The organism is Fischerella sp. JS2 (assembly GCF_032393985.1).
Lineage (GTDB): Bacteria > Cyanobacteriota > Cyanobacteriia > Cyanobacteriales > Nostocaceae > Fischerella.
This window is the reverse complement of record NZ_CP135918.1, coordinates 3,842,414-3,862,797: the sequence shown is the minus strand read 5'-3', so window position 1 is coordinate 3,862,797 and position 20,384 is coordinate 3,842,414. Positions and strand designations below refer to the sequence as shown.

The following is a 20,384-nucleotide window of genomic DNA, read 5'->3' as shown; positions in this document are numbered from 1 at the left end:
GTTGATGATTTGAGGATAGTAGATAGTAGTTAGTGGTTAACTTGATCTAATAAATACTAACTACTAACCAATCACTAAACACTGACTTTTTTAACTTTGAGACTCTTCAAATACTCTTCTGGTTTGTCTGGATCAAACTTAATGCCATCAAAAAACTCTTCTACGCCACGAGATGTATTTGTGGGAATGTCAGCCGCAGGAATTCCTGCTTCTTTAGCAGCTTCTTTCCAAATATCTTCGCGATTGACTTTATCAATTAATGCCCTGGCTTTAGCAGCATTATTAGCAATGTAATCTTTAGGCAAGAAACCCCAACGAACGCTTTCGGTAATAAACCACAAATCATGGCTTTTATAAGGATAGGAAACACTACCTTTTTCATCTTTCCAATACAAAGCAGCCATTGATTTATCATCAACTATGCGACCATCGCCCATATTATATTTACCCATAAATGGCTCGAGAAGAACTTCTTCTGGCACATTAAAATATTCTCGTCGTGCCAATATTTTAGTCATTTCTTGACGATTGTCGAAGTTGTCGCACCATTGCTGGGCTTCCATAATACCTTTTAAAATTGCTTTGGTTGCCTTTGGATTTTTATCAACCCAATCTGCCCTGATGGCTAAATATTCTTCTGGATGGTTTTTCCAAATATCTGCGGTTAAAGCTGCCATGTAGCCTATTTTGTCTTTGACAATCCGATAGGGCCAAGGATCACCAGTACTGAAAGCATCCATCGTCCCTGTTTTCATGTTGGCAACAGTTTGGGCTGATGGTACTGGTAGCAAATCAATGTCTTGATCAGGATCAATACCACCTGCACCTAACCAATAGCGAATCCAAAAATCTTGGTTAACGTGGGGAAAGGTATGTGCTGCTTTAAAGCGAGAACCTTTTGATTTGAGTTGACTAACAATTCCTTTTGCTCGGGCTAGTTTGAGATCAATACCTTGTCCTTGCCATTTGGAAGCGATCGCAATTCCATTCCCATGCGTAATTAACTGACATAATAAATACATGGGAAGCTTTTGATTACCCTTGGTAATTACCCCTTCAGTAATTAAATGTGGCATAGGCATTTGCCATTGACCACCATCTATTCCGCCAGCAGCAGATCCAATTTCAACGTTATCCCTGGCTGAACCCCAAGAAGCTTGTTTGGAAAGTTCAACGTCAGTCATGCCATATTTAGCAAAAAAACCTTTTTCTTTAGCAATAATTAAAGGTGCAGATTCGACGATGGGGATATATCCGAGTTTGACTGCCTTTGTTTCTGGTGCTTGTTCTGGGCTAATATTGGCAACTGGCTGTGCTGCTGACTGGCTTTGAGCGTTACCTCCTGATTCTGGTGGATTACCCAAACAACCTTTGAGAAATACAGCACTTGCAGAAGCAGTAGCTGTAACTATAAACTTGCGACGAGAGATTTGATGAAAAAACTCAGACATAATATCTCCTTTTAGTGAATTTTATTTTTTACGCATGAAAACTAGGCACAGGAAACATTGGATGTTTCTTGTATAAGAAAAACCTGTTTAAAACTATGCATGGCAATTTACATCAGCCCATATCATTCAAAGAAAGGCGACGAAAATCCCTTATAAAAACTTTGCTTTTGCAAGTACAGCTTTGTGTATCTTATTGAAACAATCATTAAACAATCATTAAGCCTGTTAGAAATATAGCTTACAGCTTTTCTAGCCACAATGGTTCATTTCTAAATCATTTTTATTAAAAAAATATTGGATTAATTAGATAAGGAAAAGTTTATATATATACTCAAACCATAGTTTGAGGTGTCTTGAATATTTAAAAAATTATGGTATCTATAAATGAGCATCTATGCTTAATTAAATTTTGGGTAAAATCCGCTTCAGAGAGAAATAATGAACAAAATGCCCGCTTTTGAGCCAATTATATAGATTTGTGGATTGTATATATTAAGAGATATAAATTTAATTAGCGATCGCGCATATAATTTGCATATTTAACCTTAGCGATTCTGAAAGTTGTTGAATTTAAATAGTTTCTGAAAAATCTATAGTAATGAGAGATTTTTTCTATGAATTAGGTAATACTATAACAACCTGTCCGTTGTAGTAGCGTGTCAAGACTAAAATAGTGTAAACCGCAGAGGCACAGAGAACGCAGGATTTTGGGTAACGTATAATTAATTTCTGGAGATTGCACAATTGCAGATACTTTATGTCGAGGTAGAGAAGTTAAGGATTTTGAAAACAGAGGCAACTTAACTCTAAACTCAATAGCGATCGCATTGATAAAGTTATGCGATCGCTATGGCGTGATCAAATAAGTCTTGGCTGGAGAACAAGCCTTACCCTTAGCTGACGTAAGTAATACCACGATACTTCAAAAGTCGTGGAGATTGGTGCAGTCTTACAACTGTGTGCAAGCGAAAGTTTGTCTTGACACCTCTGTAGATGCCAATTCTATTTCCTTCAGTTTTGTAGGTATTATAAGGATTGTATTCATAATTAGCAGCCCGATAAATTAATTGCATAATGCTATCCTGTGAGGGAATGTATAAAGCTTACATTCCTACTTATAGGTTGTGGAGAAATAATAGTCGATACAGAAAAGTTAAGGATTTTACTGACTTAACTTGTGATGTTACAGCAAGTTTCATCTGAGTGAGGTACAGAAGAACCCCACCCGCGCTACGCGCACCCTCCTCGCTTGCGCTTAAGGTTAAGGAAGAGTTGGCTACATCGTCGGGGTAATAGCCCTGTATCAACCTATGGTAGAGGAATTATTCTCAATTAACACCTACTATTAAGAAGAAGTAAAATCCCAAGAATCAGCACGTTAAGCCCACAAGTATCTGTGGAATTTGGTAATGAAGAAATTAATTAAAGGTCTGCGTGAATTTAAAGCTAGCTACTTTTCAGCACATCAAGAACTGTTTGAGCAACTTTCTCATGGTCAAAAGCCTAGAGTGTTGTTTATTACCTGTTCCGATTCGCGTGTCGACCCAAATTTGATTACACAAGCTCAGTTGGGTGAATTGTTTGTCATCCGCAATGCAGGCAACATTATTCCACCATTTGGAGCAACTAACGGCGGTGAGGGTGCGACAATTGAATATGCTGTTCAAGCCTTAGATATTCAGCAAATTATTATCTGCGGTCACTCTCACTGCGGTGCAATGAAAGGGCTAATGAAGTTAAACAGTTTGCGAGAGGAAATGCCGCTTGTGCATGATTGGCTCAAATATGCAGAAGCAACCCGAAGGCTGGTTCTAGACCACTACAGTCATTACCAAGGAGAAGAACTGCTAGAAATCATTATTGCCGAAAATGTCCTCACTCAAATAGAGAATTTGCGGACGTATCCAGTAATTCACTCGAAACTCTACCAAGGACAACTCAAAATTTATGCTTGGATTTATCACATTGAGAAGGGAGAAGTTCTAGCATACGACCCCGACAAACACGCCTATGTCTTGCCCCAAAACCAGCTTCTAGAATTAGAAACTAATGAAACACTTCAACCCCAGTTTCCAACTAGCAAGATAGCAATCCATTCTGACCAAAGCCAGCAAGAGGAGATTGAAACTCCTCACAAAATCACTATCTCTGCACATGAGCGGTTTCCCATGACACAACTCTCTCCCGAACAGATGGAGCGAATTTATCGAGGATCGACGCAGGTCAATTGAGAGCATAGGATTTTTACGGGAAGGCGATCGCAAGTATTAACCAGTCAGAATGCGAGAGCCAACCTTGATGACGACAAATTGCATACAGGTAGATTTGGTAATTTGTGATTGCTGGTTTATTTCCATTACCAATTATCTATTACCTATTAGCTTGCTATGGACTGCCGTGCAATCCTTTATGCTGTAGGTTTTGTTCGATCTGCTGCATTTGCTCAATTGTCTCTCCAGTCACAATCGCGGACATTTCAGTGTAGATTTTCCCGTATTTGACCTTCTCCAAAGCTGACAGGATAATAAAGTCTTTACGATCCAGTTCTGCTTTGAGAGTTACTAAAATTGAGTCTAACGTCCCATCCATGCGGTAGTCAGTAGAATATTTAGCTACCTCCTTTCCCAGTTTTAGTAGGGTATGGCGCTGCAAGCACAACGGAGTCGAGCCGTTGACTCGGAAATTGGCATCGATCGCATAAAGTTGTCCGTCTTTGTCTTCTAATACATCGAAACCAATCACGCCAAAATATTCATGCTGGTGAGCATACCGACCAATAGTGGCTATCATTTCAAAGAATTGGCTCATGTCAGTTTGGCGATAGTCAATTAGTCCCCCTAAATAGTCACCTTTGCGGGTCACAAGTTGTCTTGTAGTGCCGATCAGCGTTATATCTCCTGCTTTCTTGATATAGAACTGGACGCAGTAATTTTGTACGGCATTCTTGACAAACTCGGAGACAATAATCTTAGAGAGCAACTTAATATCGAGATATTTCCTTATCTCTTCAAAGCAGTAGTTCAAATCGCTAATGTTTTTGATAATATAAGTACCTTCTCCTGATAGACCGTGAGATGTTTTGATTAAGTAGGGGAATTGCTCTGGTAGCTGAATGTCTTTGAGACTGACAGTGTGTAAATTGTAGCTTTTGTATTGTGGACACTGCACCCCAAGTTCGGCTAGCGTCACTTTGCTGAGCAAATGGTAATGAGTATCCGGATCGATGGCGTGTTTTGTGGGTTTAAGGTGATCAAAGGGAAACAGAGTGATGATTTTGTCAAAGCGATCGCTCTGACTGAGTTCATCTAGATAAGTCGAATAGTGTATGATCTCCATGTTGGAGTAGCTAAAGCCAAAATGCTCCCGCCAGTAGTTAATCAGCAACTTATGCGGCGGAATAATCACAATTCCTGGAATTTTTTCGCCTAACACAGCCAAATTTTTCCAAGGTTCTTTTTGGGAAATCTTGTCAAAGGAGGTTTTGGTGGCTTCACTACTACCGTCTTGAAGAAAGTATTTTTTTGTATTGGGGTAGGCCGCCCAACTGGCAGTTGCAGGATAATTTAGGATAAATGCATAACGTGCATCTGTGGTGTCTTGAGCAAATAAATCGGAAAAAGAACTCCCTTGAAAGTAACGAAAGTCGTATGTTGCGTTCATAAATAATGTTTTCAAAACCCACTCATGCATTTACCTGAGAAACATGGTATTAGTTACAGAAATTTGATTCCTCCATCTGCAAGTAGAAAGGAAATTATGCTTGGTATTGTATCAAGTTCAGTTAATCACTTAGAATGAAAAACCTCACCCCCATCCCCTCTCCTTGCCAAGGAGAGGGGTGCCGAAGGTGGGGTGAGGTAAAAGGAAATTGTCAGCGCTAGTGCCTCGTCGATCGGGGCTTGCTGCTTTAGTGCCGAAGGTGGGGTGAGGTAAAAGGAAATTGTCAGCGCTAGTGCCTCGTCGATCGGGGCTTGCTGCTTTAGTGCCGAAGGCGAGGTGAGGTAAAAGGAAATTGTAAGTAATCAGGCAAACTTGATATTATTCACCTACGAAATCGCCTGAATCCTAAAGGTGTTTTTAGACTTTGTAGCATTAGTCAGGGGAAAGGTTAAGGGGGAAGGGTTAAAGGAATTAAGAAATCCTTTTCTCTACTCTTGCAAAGGTTACTTTTGCAACAGGTCTTTTCTATCCCTTGCCCTTTCCCCTTTATCAAACCGTATTAGTTAAGGTTTTTGTTATTCTTTGTCAATCTGTTTGCCAATAATATTTATAGCGTTGACGACTGCTTGCGGCTGGGTTTGGGGAATGGCATGGCCTGTGTCGGGTAAAATAATTAATTGGGAGTGAGAAAGGCGATCGCGCAATCGGTAAGAATTATCTTTAGCAGAGACAAAATTATCACTGTCACCTACAACAATAACAACAGGGACTTCAATTTCACTGTAGCGTTTTTTCATTTCATCTAACGCTAATTGCAGGTTTTGACTGTCTTCCAAGGCAGCTTGAATTTGAATCGGTCTTGTCCACAATGCCTGTGCTGCTTTTAAATAATCCAAATTTGGGGACTTTGGTAAAAATCCTTTCTTTAAGTGTGCAAAAAGCATATAGCCTACTAAATTAGGTGGAACAAGTTTGAGCAGAAATTCCAATAATGAGGACTGTGCAAATTTTGCTAATGGCAAAAGTGCCTGATCAACTTTATAGGCTATAGCACAAAGGAGAACAATGCCTGCAACTTCGTCAGGATAACGTAGTGCATAGGCAAGAGCGATCGCACTACTCCAAGAGTATCCAACCAATATTGGTTTCTCAACCCCAATTTTTTGCAAGGCGCTACGCAGTAATTGAGCTTGTACAAGTGGTGTGGCTATAGCTGGACGGTCACTGTAACCATGTCCAGGCAGATCAAAAGCATAAACACAATATTCTTGAGCGATGCGATCAATAATTTCAGGAGGATAATCTAGCACAGAACCAGGATTACCATGCAATAAAATCACCGCTTGTTCAGAACCTTTGCAAATATAGTGTAATCTCACTCCAGCCACTTTCACATATTTTCCTTGGGGAGGAAAATCAGCTTCCGCTTGTCGAATTGCTCGGTCGGTGTAAAAAGAACAAGCGATCGCAACTGCTATCAAAATCCCCAACAGGGGTATCATAAGTATCAGCCAGAGCATTGATTTACCTTTGCAAATTTTCTGCTTCCAGCTCCAGTCTACTGCCTCGGAAAACTATCTTGCAGTGATGCAACTACACAAAAAGAAGAAGTAATCATTTTTTACAATTAAATTTGGAAACTAGCGATTTTTTTTGTAGTTGAGTATCGTAGCATCTATTTTTAATAGTTTAATACCATGACTCGTAATATCTACGCCTTACTAATTGGCATTGACGAGTATATCAGTCCTGTCCCTCCACTTAAGGGCTGTGTTAATGACATCATGGCTGTCAAAGAGTATTTGCAAAAGCGTGTAAGTGAAGATGGATATCAGCTACATTTACGTGCAATATTAAATCAAAATGCCACCCGTCAGGCAATTATTGATGGTTTCCGTCAGCATCTATGCCAAGCTAATAGTGAAGATGTGGCATTTTTTTACTTTGCAGGACATGGTAGTCAAGAGGAAGCCCCCGAAGAGTTTTGGAGTTTGGAACCAGACAGGCTAAATGAAACTTTAGTGTGTTACGACAGCCGTAGTCCAGGGAATTGGGATTTGGCTGATAAAGAATTAGCAAAACTAATTGCAGAAGTAGCCGTAAAAAATCCCCATATTGCCATGATTATGGACTGTTGCCACTCTAGTTCTGGAACTCGTGGTGATATAGAAGCAGAAACAGCAGTTCGTCAAGCCCCCATCGATAGGCGCAAGCGACCTTTAAACAGCTTTATTTTTTCCCTAGCAGAAGCTAGTCAACTGTGTGCTTCTCGCAGTTTAGAAGCAAGTCCAACTGGCTGGAATTTTCCCAGAGGAAAACATATTTTCTTAGCAGCGTGTCTAGATAGTGAGTTAGCCAAAGAGTACAACGGAGATGGGCAAAGTCGGGGTGTATTTTCTTACTTTTTGCTGGATACATTAAAGAAAGCCAATGGCAGTTTGACTTATCGAGACTTATTTAAACGCACTCATGCCCTAGTTCGTAGTAAAGTGACAGAGCAATCTCCGCAAATAGAAGCCACTATTTTCAGTGAATTAGACCAACCATTTTTAGGAGGAGCGATCGCTCAACACAATCCCTACTTAACTGTGTATTATCATCCACAGCACGATTGGGTAATTGATGGTGGTGCTGTACATGGGATTCCTCAACCTGCTGGAAATGAGACAACCTTGTTAGCATTGTTTGCTTTTGACACACCTAATGCACAACTACGGCAATTGTCAGCAGCCATAGGCGAAGCTCAAGTATTAGAAATCATGCCGCAACTCAGTAAAGTTAAGATTAGCGGTATTGACAACTTAGTGCCAGAAATAACTTTTAAGGCAGTAGTCACCAGTTTACCCCTACCGCCCAAAGGTGTGTTAATGTCAGGAGAAGCAGCAGGGTTAGAACTTGTTCGGTCTAAATTGCTGAGTGCAAGTTCAGGAAACCAGCCTTCTTTGTATATTCGTGAAGTGGCTACACCAAAAACTGCTGAATTTAAGTTACTTGCCCGTGATGGTCAATATTTAATTACCCGCCCAGCCGATGACCGTCCTTTAGTTGCTTCTATCCCAGGTTACACAGATGCTACAGCCTTGCAAGTAATTCAACGCCTAGAACATATTACCCGTTGGACAAATATTGTTGAACTCTCTAGTCCTGCTACCAGTCGCATTCGACCGGATGCGGTGCAAATGCTAATTTATCAAGAAGGACAAGAACTGCAAGATACTCAAATTCGGCTTGAGTACCGACAAGAAAATGGCAAATGGAAAAGTCCCACTTTTAAAGTCAAGCTCAAAAATACTAGTCAAGAACCTTTGTACTGCGCCCTATTGGATTTAACAGAACGTTATGCAGTCAGTGCAGCTTTATTTGATGGTGGAGGCGTTTGGTTACAACCAAAACAAGAAGCCTGGGCATTAGGCGGTAAAGAAATCTATGCCACGCTACCAGAAAAGCTGTGGAGACAGGGAATGACACAAATGAAAGACATTCTTAAACTCATGATCAGCACCGCCGAATTTGATGCTACTTTACTTGAACAAGAAGAACTGGATTTGCCTTCTCGCTTAGTGAAACAAGCACGCCGAGGTCAAGGAACGCTTAACCGTTTAATGAACAGAGTTTTATCTCGCAACCTTGTAGCTATGCCAGAAGAAGAACTTTATGATGATTGGATTGCCAGTCAAATTGTGATTACAACTGTGCGCCCACATTGAGTTTGGTGCATAATACCAATTTGAAAAAATAATGTGACAAACCATCTTGTAAAGACGCGATGAATTGCGGTAAAGACGCGATGAATTGCGTCTCTACAAGATGTGTTGCTGCTACTGCGATCGCTATTTCGGGAAATATTCGGGGCGATCGCTTGCAAAAGTCAAACAATGCACTTCTGAAAACAGGTGATCTTTTTTTACATTCCCTGTAGCAATTTCCGCTTTCCTTGCAGTAACTTTTGCCTTCACGTTTGCGTGTTTCGCGCAGCTTGTAACAACTTCGGTCTTCTTTGCAGCAACTTTTGCCTTCACGTTTGCGTGTTTCGCGCAGCCTGTGGCAACTTTTGCCTTCACGTTTGCGTGTTTCGCGCAGCCTGTAGCAATTTCCGCCTTGAGGAAAAACAGACTTGTGTTATGGGGTGTAACAGATATTCCTGCGATCGCATATCCTTATATCTGCGTTGATCCGAAAACAACAGTCTCCTAGATTCTAAACAGCACCTAGATATGCGTATACTGGGCTTTTTTATAAAAATCAACAATTTCACGTATGACAATTTTTTTAATAATTGTCCATTATAGAGTTATCAGTGACTAGAAAAATAAGTATTAATTATGGCGAGACAAAAACGCAGATCACGTACTCTTGGCAAAGCTGAAGTACGTCTAGCCAGCATTAAATCTATCAGTCCGACTCTTGATGTCGGAGAAGGATTAACAGTCAAAGATTATACTGAAAAAATTGAAAATCTCAGACAATCTCTAGAAGCATACAATAGCACCCTTTCTACTATTGATGTCTTATTAACCCAGATCATCGAAAATGAAAAAGATTTGGCAGATTATTCTGAGAAAATTTTGCGTGGTATTGCTTATAGATTTGGTAGTGATAGCCATGAGTATCAGATGGCTGGAGGTACTCGCAAAAGCGATCGCAAACGCACTGTAAGTAAAAGCGTGGTTTTGCCAAATTAAGTAGGTGCTAGTACAGTTTTGCATTAATTTGCAGCTTTTTTAAACGCACCAGGGACGCGGAGTCAACGCAGAGAGAAGTTTGTAGACGCGCTTTGCGCGGTTTCCCGAAGGGTGCGGAGGTTTCCTCCGTTAGCGTAAGATCCTCGCGATAGCGAGGCTCAAAGCTTCGGTGGGGGCGCAGAGTCTTTATGAACTTAATTTGTTACGAATTTGTGAAATCCTGTATTTGGCCTAACACTATAACGACGAATTACTCAGGTTGACAAAGGTGCGGTGCGATCGCGCATTATATCCATACTTCGGCGTTGCTGAATAAAGGTATGTTTTAGGCAGGTAAGGGAACAGAACGATATTTGAGGTAGTGCAATAACAATCGAACAGAGTATCTCAGCATTTCCTCGGTTTTGGAATAACATAAAGTTTTACGATGAAGACGAGCCAAATAATGTCTAAGCCTTGTGTTTTCATTTTCGACTCGTGTCATGTAGGTCTTACTCACAATTTGGTCACCATCAGGAACAAAACAAGGGTAAACAGGGTATCCATCTGTGACGTAAAAATAACTCTGCCAACACTGGACAATGTTCCATAACTGTTGGAAAGTAGTCGAACTACGATCACCTAAAACCCAAGCAAGAATACCTTGAGTAAAGTGATTTACCGCCGTCCACAACCAGATTTTATTTTTTTTGAACCAATAAATGTTTCTAATTCATCTAGTTCTCCCACCTGCGGAATTTCCTTTGAATTTGGTGTATCCGCCAATTGTGTACCCACTCGTTTAACCCAATGAATAATGGTAGTATGATGAACGTTTTTCACCCTTTCAATTCCACGAAATCCCATACCATTGACGTACATTTTTAGGCATTCTTGTTTGATTTCATCCGAGTAGCCCCTGGGTGGTTTATAGACATCAATGAATTGACGACCACAATCACAGCAAATGTGATTCTGTTTACCTCTTTTCTTTCCATTCTTACGGTTATGACAAGATCCACAGCGTGGACATTCCATGATTAATTGACCTCAATTCATACCGCTATTATGCAACGCCCATACTTCAGAAATTGTGCGATCACTCATATATTAATGATTTACACTTTCTTATCACAATTAAAAAAGCTTTTTGTTAGTAGCAGCCGAGAGCGATCGCTATTAATTCCTTTCATAAAACTGCATAAATTGCATGTAGTTTTACCCATTTATAAAATTGAGTAGACTTGTAAAAATAGATTGAACTTGACTTGCAGAACACTTTGTGTATACAACAAAGGAGCCAGGATGCCATGTCTGAGTTCTCGCGTAATATGGCGTTTGTTATTGGGATTAACAACTACGGCAACGGTATTTCATCCCTGCAAAATGCGGTTAACGATGCCAAAAAACTTATAGAAATTCTGCGGACAAAGCATGGTTATCACGTATGGGTATGCTTAGATGAAGTCGCTACCCTTAAAACGCTGAAAAATTTTTTAGAAAAAACTCTACCACAACAAATTCAACCAGATGACCGCTTGTTATTTTATTTTGCCGGACATGGAGTCGCCCTCAATGGTGATGATGGGCCACAAGGTTATTTAATTCCCCAAGATGCCAAACTGGGAGACACTAAAACCTATTTAGCAATGACCCATTTGCAGGAGTGCTTGAGTGATTTACCCTGTCGTCATTTCTTGGGGATTCTCGATTGCTGCTTTGCTGGTGCATTTCGCTGGTCGAGTACCAGAGATTTATTAGCTGCACCAGAAGTTATTCATAAAGAACGTTATGACCGTTTTATTACTGACCCAGCTTGGCAGATAGTAACTAGTGCTGCTTATGACCAAAAAGCCTTAGATGCTTTTAATTTGAATACAGAGCGTGGTCAAATTGGCGACCATTCACCCTTTGCTGCGGCTTTATTAGAAGCGCTAGAAGGTAGAGCAGATATATATCCTCCAGCAACACAGGGAAAACCTCAAGGAGATGGGGTAATTACTGCTACGGAATTATACTTATATTTACGAGATGCAGTTGAAGGGGCAACCGAAGAAAATCGCCGACGCCAAACCCCTGGTATTTGGCCTTTGAAAAAACACGACAAAGGCGAGTATATATTTCTTGCACCAGGACATCCACTTAACTTACCACCCGCACCACCTCTAGATGAATCTCAAAATCCCTATCGCGGCTTAGAATCTTTTAACGAAGAACACAGTAACTTGTTTTTTGGTAGACAAGCGTTAACCGAACAGTTATTTACACACATTTATCAGCAACCGTTGACCGTAGTTTTAGGGGCTTCTGGTACGGGGAAATCTAGCTTGGTGAAGGCAGGATTAATTGCTTACATCAAAAAGTTAGAGACAACTCATCAACAGTGGCATATTCTAGCGCCAGTGCGTCCGGGTGAGTCTCCATTACGAGCTTTAAATAATATATTAACCCCAGAAAAATCTTTGATATCTTCAATTACCAGTTTGCCTACACTTGATAAAGTAGAAATTCTTTTCGCCCATTTGGCGATTTGGATGGAATTAAATCCTCAGTCCAAATTGTTACTTGTAATTGATCAGTTTGAAGAATTGATCACCCTCTGCAAAGATGAACAAGAGCGGGAATTATTTCTTAATTTCTTGACAGAAGCAGTAAAAAACTATTCTCAACAATTGCGGTTAGTACTGACGCTACGCTTGGATTTTGAATCTCAATTTAGAGATACCGCATTAAAACAATATTGGACAGTGGCTCGATTTATTGTAACACCAATGACACGGACAGAGTTGCGCCAAGCAATAGAAGAGCCTGCATCTGCCAAAGTGATGTATTTTAAATCGGATGATCCTAATTATCCTTTGGTTGATCGCCTGATTGATGAAGTGGCGAATATGCCCGGTGCGCTGCCTCTGTTATCTTTTACACTGAGTGAACTTTATCTTAAATATCTCAAACGGCAGAGAATTGCTCAACAACGGGGTGAAACTATTGACAGAGCTATCACACAGACAGATTATCAAGAACTAGGTGGAGTAGATGTAAGCCTCAGCCAAAGAGCTGACAGTGAATATGAGGAGTTAGTTAAACAGGATCGAGCCTACAAGCAGACTATCCGCCATGTGATGCTACGGATGGTAGCAGTGGGCGGGAGTGAGCCGACGCGCAGACAAGTGCCATTATCAGAATTGGAGTACCCAGAACCAGAAAACGCTAGGGTGAAGGAGGTAATAAGGCGCTTTACAGATGCACGCCTACTTGTAGAAGGACAAGATCCAGAAGGAAAACCCTATGTTGAACCTGCTCATGATGCTTTAGTGCGAGGATGGCAAAAGCTGAGGATGTGGCAGGATGCAGAGGACAATTTAATTTTGCAACGACAACTGACCCCAGCAGCACAAGAGTGGAAAAATACTCAACACAACAAACAGTCAGCAGACTTGCTTACCAAGGTAGAACCTGTTTTAGATTTAGTTGATCGCAGTTTCTACTTTACCGAAAACTTGTTTAATAAAATCAATGCGAAATTTGTGCGATCGCAGCGACAAACATCAAATAATCAAGAGCGATCGCGTGATCAACCGCAACAGTTTCTTTGGAATGCAAATCCCTATCTAGAAGTATTGCATGAGAAACTCAACTCTCCCGATAACTGGTTCAACCAATTAGAAGCTGAATTTGTACAACAAAGCGTTAGGCAAAAGCAAAGGAACATGCATCTGCGTTGGGGCCTAGCAATTGGTATAATCTTAGGTTTAATCGGGTTGACTACCGTAGCTTTGATGAATCAGAGAAATGCACAGATAGGTCAAACTAGTACTTTTAGAGAAAACGCAGAAATCAAGTTGGAGAAGCAAGCGTTAGATGGGATGATTGAGGCATTACAAGCAGGAAATTCCCTCAAACAACCACTTTTGTGGTTATTCCCCCCAAAATCTCAGCTACGGGAGCAAGTGAGAGGAACGCTGCAAAGGGCGGTTTACACAGTTAAAGAAAGCGATCGCTTTGAAGGACATCAAGGCACGCTCAGAAGTCGTTTTAGCCCAGATGGTAAGTTCATAGCTAGTGCTGGAGAAGACAATACTGTCCGCTTGTGGGATTTGCAGGGTGAAAACAAAGCCTCTTGGAATACAAATCAACGCACAGTCAAAAACCTTAATTTCAGCCCGGATAGTCAGCTTTTAGCTACCGTAGCAGAGGATGGCACTGTCAGCTTGTGGAATTTGCAAGGTCAAAATCAAGCCTCATGGAATACGCATCAAGGCATCGTTAGAAACCTCAGTTTTAGCTCAAATAATCAACTTTTGGCTACCGCAGGGGAGGATGGTACTGTACGCTTGTGGGACTTGCAGGGCAACCCAATTGGTCAACCCTTTCGAGGGCATAAAAAAGATGTTTGGAGTGTGGTATTCAGCCCAGATGGCAACCAACTAGCTAGCACTGGTGATGACGGTACTGTGCGTTTATGGAACTTACAGGGTAAACAGTTGAATCTATTTGCAGGACATCAAGGCGAGATCAGCACTATCATGTTTAGCCCCAATGGTCAGTTACTGGCAACCGGAGGAGAGGACAATATTGTTCGTTTGTGGAACTTACAGGGTAAGCAATTAGTAGAATTAAAAGGGCATCAAGGCAGAATTTGGTGTGTGGGATTTAGCCCAGATGGTCAGCGAGTGGCTAGCGCCGCAGGTGATGGCACTGTCCGTTTATGGAATTTACAGGGTCAGCAGTTGGAGAAATTGGAAGGGCATCAAGGTCCGGTTAGAAGCGTCAGTTTGAGCAAGGATGGTAAGTTACTAACAAGTGCAGGCGATGACGGTACTGTCCGCATATGGAATTTGCAGGGTCAACAATTTGCACAATCAACAGATCATCAACAGCTAATTAATAGCGTCAGTTTTAGCCCTGATAGTCGCTACATTGTTAGTGCCGGATATAATGGTACTTTTCTTTGGAAATTACAAGGTCAGCATTTAATAGCAGCAAAAGCAAATCAAGGCTTGTTTAGTAGCGTTAGTTTTAGTCCTAATGGTCAGCAATGGGCATCTGCTGGTCAAGATGGTGTGATTCGCTTCTGGAATTTACAGGGTCAGTTGTTGGCAGAATTGAAAGGGCATAAAGGTTTAATCAACAGTGTCAACTTTAGTCCAGATGGTCAAAAGTTGGTTAGTGCAGGAGATGACGATACTATCCGCCTATGGAATGTGCAAAATCTGCGTGATTCTCAACAACAGCTTTTGGTTTGGCAAGCACAGCAAGAAGGAGTTAACAGCGTCAGTTTTAGTGGGGATGGAAAATTAATTGTGAGTGCTGGGAAAAATAGTACTGTCCGCGTTTGGAATTTACAGGGTAATAAGCAAAATGAATTTTCCGGTCATTTAGGGGCTGTTAATAGCTCAGTATTTAGCCCAAATGGCAGACAGGTGGCTAGTGGTGGAGATGATGATACTATTCGGTTGTGGAATTTGCAGGGTGAACCGATTGGGGGATTATTTCAACTATATGGATCAAAAGTGACGTCATTGGTATTCAGCCATGATGGCAAGATGATTGTCAGTGGTAATAATAATAGCATTGTACAGTTGTGGAATTTAGAAACAAAAGAGGATGTAGCAGAATGGAATACTGAGCAATCATCGGTAAACAATGTTGCATTGAATCAGGATAATAAGTTACTAGCTACCGCAGGAGGAGATGGCATTGTAAAGGTTTGGCAAATTGAATCTTTTGATCAGTTGATGAATCAGGCTTGTGATCGCCTACATGGCTATCTGAAGAATCATCCAAGTGATCGCCATCTTTGCGATAATTAACCTATGAAAGCAAATGGTTTGACAATCAAAGAACTAACTGAAGCGGTGGGTGGTGGAATTACGCCCCGGATGGTACGACATTACCATCAGTTAGGACTATTACCTCAACCCATGCGATCGCACAGTAATTATCGTCTCTACACAGATACAGATGTCATCCGATTGCAACGGATTGTGGCATTAAAGCAACAAGGTTTTCAACTGAATCATATTCGCCAAATTCTCGAAGTCGAACCACCAAACAATCCCGATGCAAATTTGATGCTGCAACTACAACAGCAATATCAAACTGTGATGCAGCAAATTTCTCAACTGCGACAAACTGCATCTGCATTAGAGGGTTTGTTGGGACGCGATCACAATTGTCAAATTATGCAAGCTGAAGTCCTTGCCCAACTTAAGTTAATCGAAGTAGAAACAAAAGTCGGACTAGGGGAGTTAGAGAAACTCTGGAGTGGTTTAGATGCCCAAATTCATGCTCACCCAGAAGATTTTCATGAATCATTAAAGCATTTGTTACCAGATTTATCGTCTCGTTCTGAGATTGAGCAAGACCTGATTTCTCAACTAGTGTTAGCTTGTGGAGATGTGAGTTTAGCTTCGTTTATCAAGTTGAGTCAGCAAGCGATCGCCAAAAGTCGTGATGCTCTCAAGCTAGGCTGTGAGATTATTGCAGATATTCCTACGGTTGCAACCGCTTTGGATCAAACCCGACTAGTTCATTTGGGATGTCATGTCAAAACCTTAATTGACAATCCTCACGTGACTACTGCTATTGAGGCAGAACAAGCTTTTTGGCAGCAGCAAAAATGGCGAGAAAAGTTACAGCAAGTAAAAAAAGGTTGCATTTTTGTGGTTGGCTATGCACCTTCAGTATTACTGTCTATCTGCCAAGCTATTAAACAACAGCAAATTCAACCAGCATTAGTTATTGGTATGCCTATTGGCTTTAGCCATGCACCTGCTGCAAAACGGCAACTTATGCAAACCAACGTTGGTTGGATTGTGGTTGAGGGAACTATCGGAGGTGGTTTGTTAGCAGCCACTACGCTAAACGCCTTGGTTGAGTCAGTAATTGAGAAACCTGATTGTCATTGTTATCTCAGTCATTAGACTTGTTGCAAAAGTCGAATTAGCCCCTCTTGTGTCCTCCCGTTTATGGGTTACATTGTACACACAAATAATTAAATTACTGCCAAATCCAGATTTGTAGGGTGTGTTGTCGCAAAGCACAACGCACCATCCAGTGGTGTTCCGTCCATAACGCACGCTACCAAATTCAAGCTACGCCACCCCTCTCCTTAGTAAGGAGAGGGGCTGGGGGTGAGGTTGTGTATTTTATTTAATTCGTGTTCCTTAATCTCCAATCCCCTTTTCAGTAAGTATTTATTACAGACTGATTGACAACTTGGGCTACACAGTTAATATGTTAATTTCAATACAAAAATTTTGTTAAACATATTGTTATACAAATGTATCTTCTTAAAAACCATCACCAATGGCATGAAGTTGACAAAGTATGCTTTTTAGCAAAAAATTCTGTTTAATCACGCCAACAATAAAATATTCTAGGAAAAATTTATTTTTAAAGGAGAATATCTCAACTAAAATACTATCCGAAAATCATATCTCAAATAACTCCTGACAATCAGGTATTATCTGCAAAAGTCAGTCAACAAGTATTCATGAGATTGTTTGATATCCTGGTATTCGTTTAAAGCCTTAAGCATTGAATACAATTGTCCGCTCAGAACTATAAATTAGCACCTTTACTCAAATAAAGAGTGATTAAGAAAGGCTTATTTCCCGTTTACTCTACCTAGTTTCCTCTAACTACTTGATCAGAGGGCATATGTATCAAAAAGAAAAAAAAGATAACTCAATAGTCAGCTTAGCGTTACTGCTAACATTGGCAACAACCCCAGTAGCGGTTTCTGTTGTAGTGTCAGACTTGGCACTGGCACAATCTAATGATGTTCCGTCTTTTAAGCTACCCAAAACAGTGCAAAGCGGCACTACTGTGCGGATTGATGGCTCGAGTAGCTTGTATACGATTAATCAAACCATGAAAGAACGGTTTGAGCAAAAGTTTCCTGGCACTAAAGTAGAAGCTGCTGCTAATGGTGCGGATGTGGCGTTGATAGCTTTGAAAGAAGGATTAATAGATATAGCAGCAATTGGTCGTGGTTTAACGCCTGAAGAAAAAAAACGCGGTTTAGAACAACTGCGCTTACGTCGAGAAAAGATTGCGATCATAGTTAGTGAAGAGAATCCCTTCCAAGGAAACCTGAGTAACCGGGGATTTGCCAGAATTTTTCGAGGAGAAGTTACAGATTGGTCAGAACTAGGAAGAGCTAGTGGTAAGATTCGGGTTATAGATCGTCCGCCTAATAGCGACATACGCGAGTCTTTTCGCAGCTACCCAGCCTTTGAGAATGCCAAGTTTGAAACTGGTGCAACTGCGGTTCAGCTAAATGAAGATAGCGCTGTCGAAGTTGTCAAACAGTTAGGCAGAGACGGTATTGGCTATGTTTTAGCGAATCAAGTATCGAAACTTAAAGGTGTGCGAGTCCTGAGGGTGAGTCGAACTCTACCAGACAATCCTAAGTATCCTTTTTCCCAACCTTTGGTGTATGTCTACAAGAAAAATCCTGGTCTGAATGTAGCTTCTTTTCTTGGCTTTGTCACAAATGCACCAGGACAGGAGGCTATAGAAGCAGCAAGAACCACAGAAGCAGAAGCGATCGCAGCTGCAATGACAGTTGAGTCTCCAACAGCAACCACAACCGACAACGCTACTACTTCACCCAATACGGATATTACATCTGCTGCGAGTGTCTCACCAACGACAACAGATGAAAATAATCTCACTACTGCTGATAGTTCTACGTTAGTGGCTCCTGCCCAAAACGAGCAAGCAACCCAAGAGAACAAATTGCTTTTGTGGTCAATATTGACGGTATCAATTGTAGCTATTGCCGGATTTTTAGTGTGGTTTTTACGTAGAAAACGACCAGTCGTCAGAAAAGTAACAGACGTTACAATTAAATCTAGTCCACCTGATTATTCTGTAGATGTAAGCACACCACAGCCAACAACGAATGTTAATTCTGCTACGCAAACAACACCTAGTGAACTGACACAAGACGCAACTAGTGTCCCATCTGAGCAAAATACAGCCAAACATTTGACTCCTACTATGGCTGCTAGTATTGCAGGTGGTGCTGCAATGGTTGCAGGAAGCACATTAGTATCAAAATGGTCTGAGAAAAATTCAGAAACCACGGCTGAAAATCAGATAGATGTGAATGATTCATCTTCTGTGTCAGTACCATCAGCTGATGGATCTCGATTAGACTTAGAAGCACCAGTAACAGTTGTTAATACTCCCTATCCGCAAGTGTCGGATAATTTTCATGCATCTAATCCACAAGCAACATTATTACAGGACAATACTCAAATATTATCTGCCCATCACTCAGATGTGACAGATCACCAGACACCAGCAAATATTGATGTTACCAAAGTGCAAGCACCTGCAGCAGGAGGGGAAATTTCATATTCTCCACTACCAGATGTTTGGGAAGATGCAACCCAAGTGCAAACACCGTTAGCAACACAGCCGGAGATTACCGAAATTACATCCACAGAACAAACACCAACTGTTCCCCAAGAAACTGATTTAGAGTTACCTGAGATTACCGAAATTACATCCACAGAACAAACACCAACTGTTCCCCAGCAGCCAGAAACAAATCAAGCAGCTTTGGATTCGGAAACGCCACCGACAGTCGTAAATACTGCATATCCTCCACTGCCAGATGTTTGGGAAGATACACCCAAAGAACAAAATAATACTGTTGACTCAGATGGAAAAACGATCACAGAACAACCACAAACCTCTGAAGAGTCATTAAATGTGGTAGCAGATACAGCCGAACCTACTGTTAATTTAACGGAGGAAGTAGCCCAAGCTACTCCAACAGCAGATTCCTCTGTAATTAACTTCCACTCCTCAGAACAAGCAACTCCATCGACAGGCGCAGAAATTGGTACATGGGCTACTATTTATGGAATTGGAAATAATCAAAACTTAAGTGCTGACTCACCACAAACTAATATTGGGGATGAAGCTACCCCAGTCACCACAGCAGCTGCCCAACCAAAAGATGTAGAGTCAGAAAATATTATTGTTCTCACACCACGTACTCCTAAATGGGCTTATGTTTCTTGGCAAGTGTCTGATGCTGCCAAACAAGCACTGCGAAAACAAGGTGGATCGCAGTTCACACTGCGACTGTATGATACCACTGACATTGACCTGAGTTATCAAACTCCTGTACTTGTGCAGCAGTATGAATGTGAAGAGACAACAGAAGACCGTTATGTAGCAATTCCGGTAAGCGATCGCAATTACATGGCTGAGATTGGTTATACTACAGCAGATAATAACTGGTTATTACTTGCCCGTTCAGAAATTGTTCGTGTTTTCAGTCGTCCAGAAAAAGATTTCTGGTTTATTGCTGATGCAGAGTTAATTATTCATGGGGCGACTGAACCTGGTTCAAGTGTTACTGTTGCTGGTCATAACATTAAACTCAAACCAGATGGTACTTTCCACCTGCGTATTCCCTTTACAGATAGCTTAATTAACTATGTGATGACTGCAACAGATGCTGATGGTCAACATGCTAAAACCATTCGTATGCACTTTTCGCAGGATGATCCCGAAGAATAAATAGTTAGTAGTTAGTAGAGACGCGATGTTCCTCGCGTCTGTACATTAGTAGTTAGTAGTT

12 protein-coding genes are annotated in these 20,384 nt (G+C 41.1%); 6 read left to right on the top strand and 6 right to left on the bottom strand.

Annotated elements, in window-relative coordinates:
• Positions 1-74: 74 nt before the first annotated feature.
• Together RS893_RS16335 and RS893_RS16330 are read right to left on the bottom strand one after the other, a co-directional pair.
• Positions 75-1,451 (bottom strand): CmpA/NrtA family ABC transporter substrate-binding protein, encoded by a 1,377-nt coding sequence (locus RS893_RS16335; protein ID WP_315785213.1) that lies wholly within the window; start codon positions 1,449-1,451, stop codon positions 75-77.
• An 893-nt stretch (positions 1,452-2,344) separates the two neighbouring features.
• Complete coding sequence (locus RS893_RS16330; protein WP_315785210.1) at positions 2,345-2,524, bottom strand: DUF4278 domain-containing protein; 180 nt, start codon at positions 2,522-2,524, stop codon at positions 2,345-2,347.
• Between the two features lie 336 nt (positions 2,525-2,860).
• Here RS893_RS16330 and RS893_RS16325 point away from each other — a divergent pair, with 336 nt between their 5' ends.
• Positions 2,861-3,682 carry a carbonic anhydrase gene (locus RS893_RS16325; RefSeq protein WP_315785207.1) on the top strand — a complete coding sequence of 274 codons (822 nt, stop codon included), beginning with the start codon at positions 2,861-2,863 and terminating at the stop codon, positions 3,680-3,682.
• 154 nt (positions 3,683-3,836) lie between these two features.
• Here the strand turns inward: RS893_RS16325 and RS893_RS16320 are convergent, their stop codons facing one another.
• Both RS893_RS16320 and RS893_RS16315 read right to left on the bottom strand, forming a co-directional pair.
• Positions 3,837-5,111, bottom strand: a complete 1,275-nt coding sequence (locus RS893_RS16320; RefSeq protein ID WP_315785204.1) for an ATP-grasp domain-containing protein — start codon at positions 5,109-5,111, stop codon at positions 3,837-3,839.
• A gap of 575 nt (positions 5,112-5,686) precedes the next feature.
• A complete protein-coding gene (locus RS893_RS16315; RefSeq protein WP_315785201.1) occupies positions 5,687-6,613 on the bottom strand; it encodes an alpha/beta hydrolase in 927 nt (308 codons plus the stop codon).
• A gap of 195 nt (positions 6,614-6,808) precedes the next feature.
• Between RS893_RS16315 and RS893_RS16310 the strand changes: the two genes are divergently transcribed.
• Complete coding sequence (locus RS893_RS16310; RefSeq protein ID WP_315785198.1) at positions 6,809-8,818, top strand: caspase family protein; 2,010 nt, start codon at positions 6,809-6,811, stop codon at positions 8,816-8,818.
• 123 nt (positions 8,819-8,941) lie between these two features.
• On the opposite strand, the gene RS893_RS16305 is transcribed toward RS893_RS16310, so the two are convergent.
• Positions 8,942-9,172, bottom strand: coding sequence for a hypothetical protein (locus tag RS893_RS16305; protein ID WP_315785196.1), 231 nt, complete (start codon positions 9,170-9,172; stop codon positions 8,942-8,944).
• A gap of 261 nt (positions 9,173-9,433) precedes the next feature.
• Between RS893_RS16305 and RS893_RS16300 the strand changes: the two genes are divergently transcribed.
• Entirely contained in the window at positions 9,434-9,793 is a 360-nt protein-coding gene (locus RS893_RS16300) for a hypothetical protein (RefSeq protein ID WP_315785193.1), read from the top strand.
• 325 nt (positions 9,794-10,118) lie between these two features.
• Here RS893_RS16300 and RS893_RS16295 read toward each other — a convergent pair.
• Positions 10,119-10,810 (bottom strand): IS1 family transposase gene (locus RS893_RS16295; protein WP_315784082.1). Its coding sequence is split into 2 segments (ribosomal slippage): positions 10,119-10,486 and positions 10,486-10,810, totalling 693 coding nucleotides; the frame shifts between segments, so codons are not numbered across the junction.
• Between the two features lie 272 nt (positions 10,811-11,082).
• Here RS893_RS16295 and RS893_RS16290 point away from each other — a divergent pair.
• The 3 genes from RS893_RS16290 to RS893_RS16280 all read left to right on the top strand — a co-directional run bounded on the left by RS893_RS16290 (position 11,083) and on the right by RS893_RS16280 (position 20,323).
• The gene (locus tag RS893_RS16290) at positions 11,083-15,585 is read left to right on the top strand and encodes a caspase family protein (RefSeq protein WP_315785191.1); all 4,503 of its coding nucleotides are present in this window, start codon (positions 11,083-11,085) and stop codon (positions 15,583-15,585) included.
• 3 nt (positions 15,586-15,588) lie between these two features.
• On the top strand, positions 15,589-16,698 hold the full coding sequence (locus RS893_RS16285; protein WP_315785188.1) for a precorrin-8X methylmutase: 1,110 nt from the start codon (positions 15,589-15,591) through the stop codon (positions 16,696-16,698).
• Positions 16,699-17,437: 739 nt separating this feature from the next.
• Positions 17,438-20,323, top strand: coding sequence for a DUF4912 domain-containing protein (locus tag RS893_RS16280; RefSeq protein WP_315785185.1), 2,886 nt, complete (start codon positions 17,438-17,440; stop codon positions 20,321-20,323).
• Positions 20,324-20,384 lie beyond the last annotated feature (61 nt).

Bases quoted from the DNA above. Each gene is read 5' to 3' on its own strand.
- RS893_RS16280 (WP_315785185.1), top strand. From the start codon at position 17,438: ATGTATCAAAAAGAAAAAAAAGATAACTCAATAGTCAGCTTAGCGTTA.
- RS893_RS16335 (WP_315785213.1), bottom strand. From the start codon at position 1,451: ATGTCTGAGTTTTTTCATCAAATCTCTCGTCGCAAGTTTATAGTTACA.
- RS893_RS16285 (WP_315785188.1), top strand. From the start codon at position 15,589: ATGAAAGCAAATGGTTTGACAATCAAAGAACTAACTGAAGCGGTGGGT.
- RS893_RS16330 (WP_315785210.1), bottom strand. From the start codon at position 2,524: ATGCAATTAATTTATCGGGCTGCTAATTATGAATACAATCCTTATAAT.
- RS893_RS16320 (WP_315785204.1), bottom strand. From the start codon at position 5,111: ATGAACGCAACATACGACTTTCGTTACTTTCAAGGGAGTTCTTTTTCC.
- RS893_RS16300 (WP_315785193.1), top strand. From the start codon at position 9,434: ATGGCGAGACAAAAACGCAGATCACGTACTCTTGGCAAAGCTGAAGTA.
- RS893_RS16315 (WP_315785201.1), bottom strand. From the start codon at position 6,613: ATGATACCCCTGTTGGGGATTTTGATAGCAGTTGCGATCGCTTGTTCT.
- RS893_RS16290 (WP_315785191.1), top strand. From the start codon at position 11,083: ATGTCTGAGTTCTCGCGTAATATGGCGTTTGTTATTGGGATTAACAAC.
- RS893_RS16310 (WP_315785198.1), top strand. From the start codon at position 6,809: ATGACTCGTAATATCTACGCCTTACTAATTGGCATTGACGAGTATATC.
- RS893_RS16325 (WP_315785207.1), top strand. From the start codon at position 2,861: ATGAAGAAATTAATTAAAGGTCTGCGTGAATTTAAAGCTAGCTACTTT.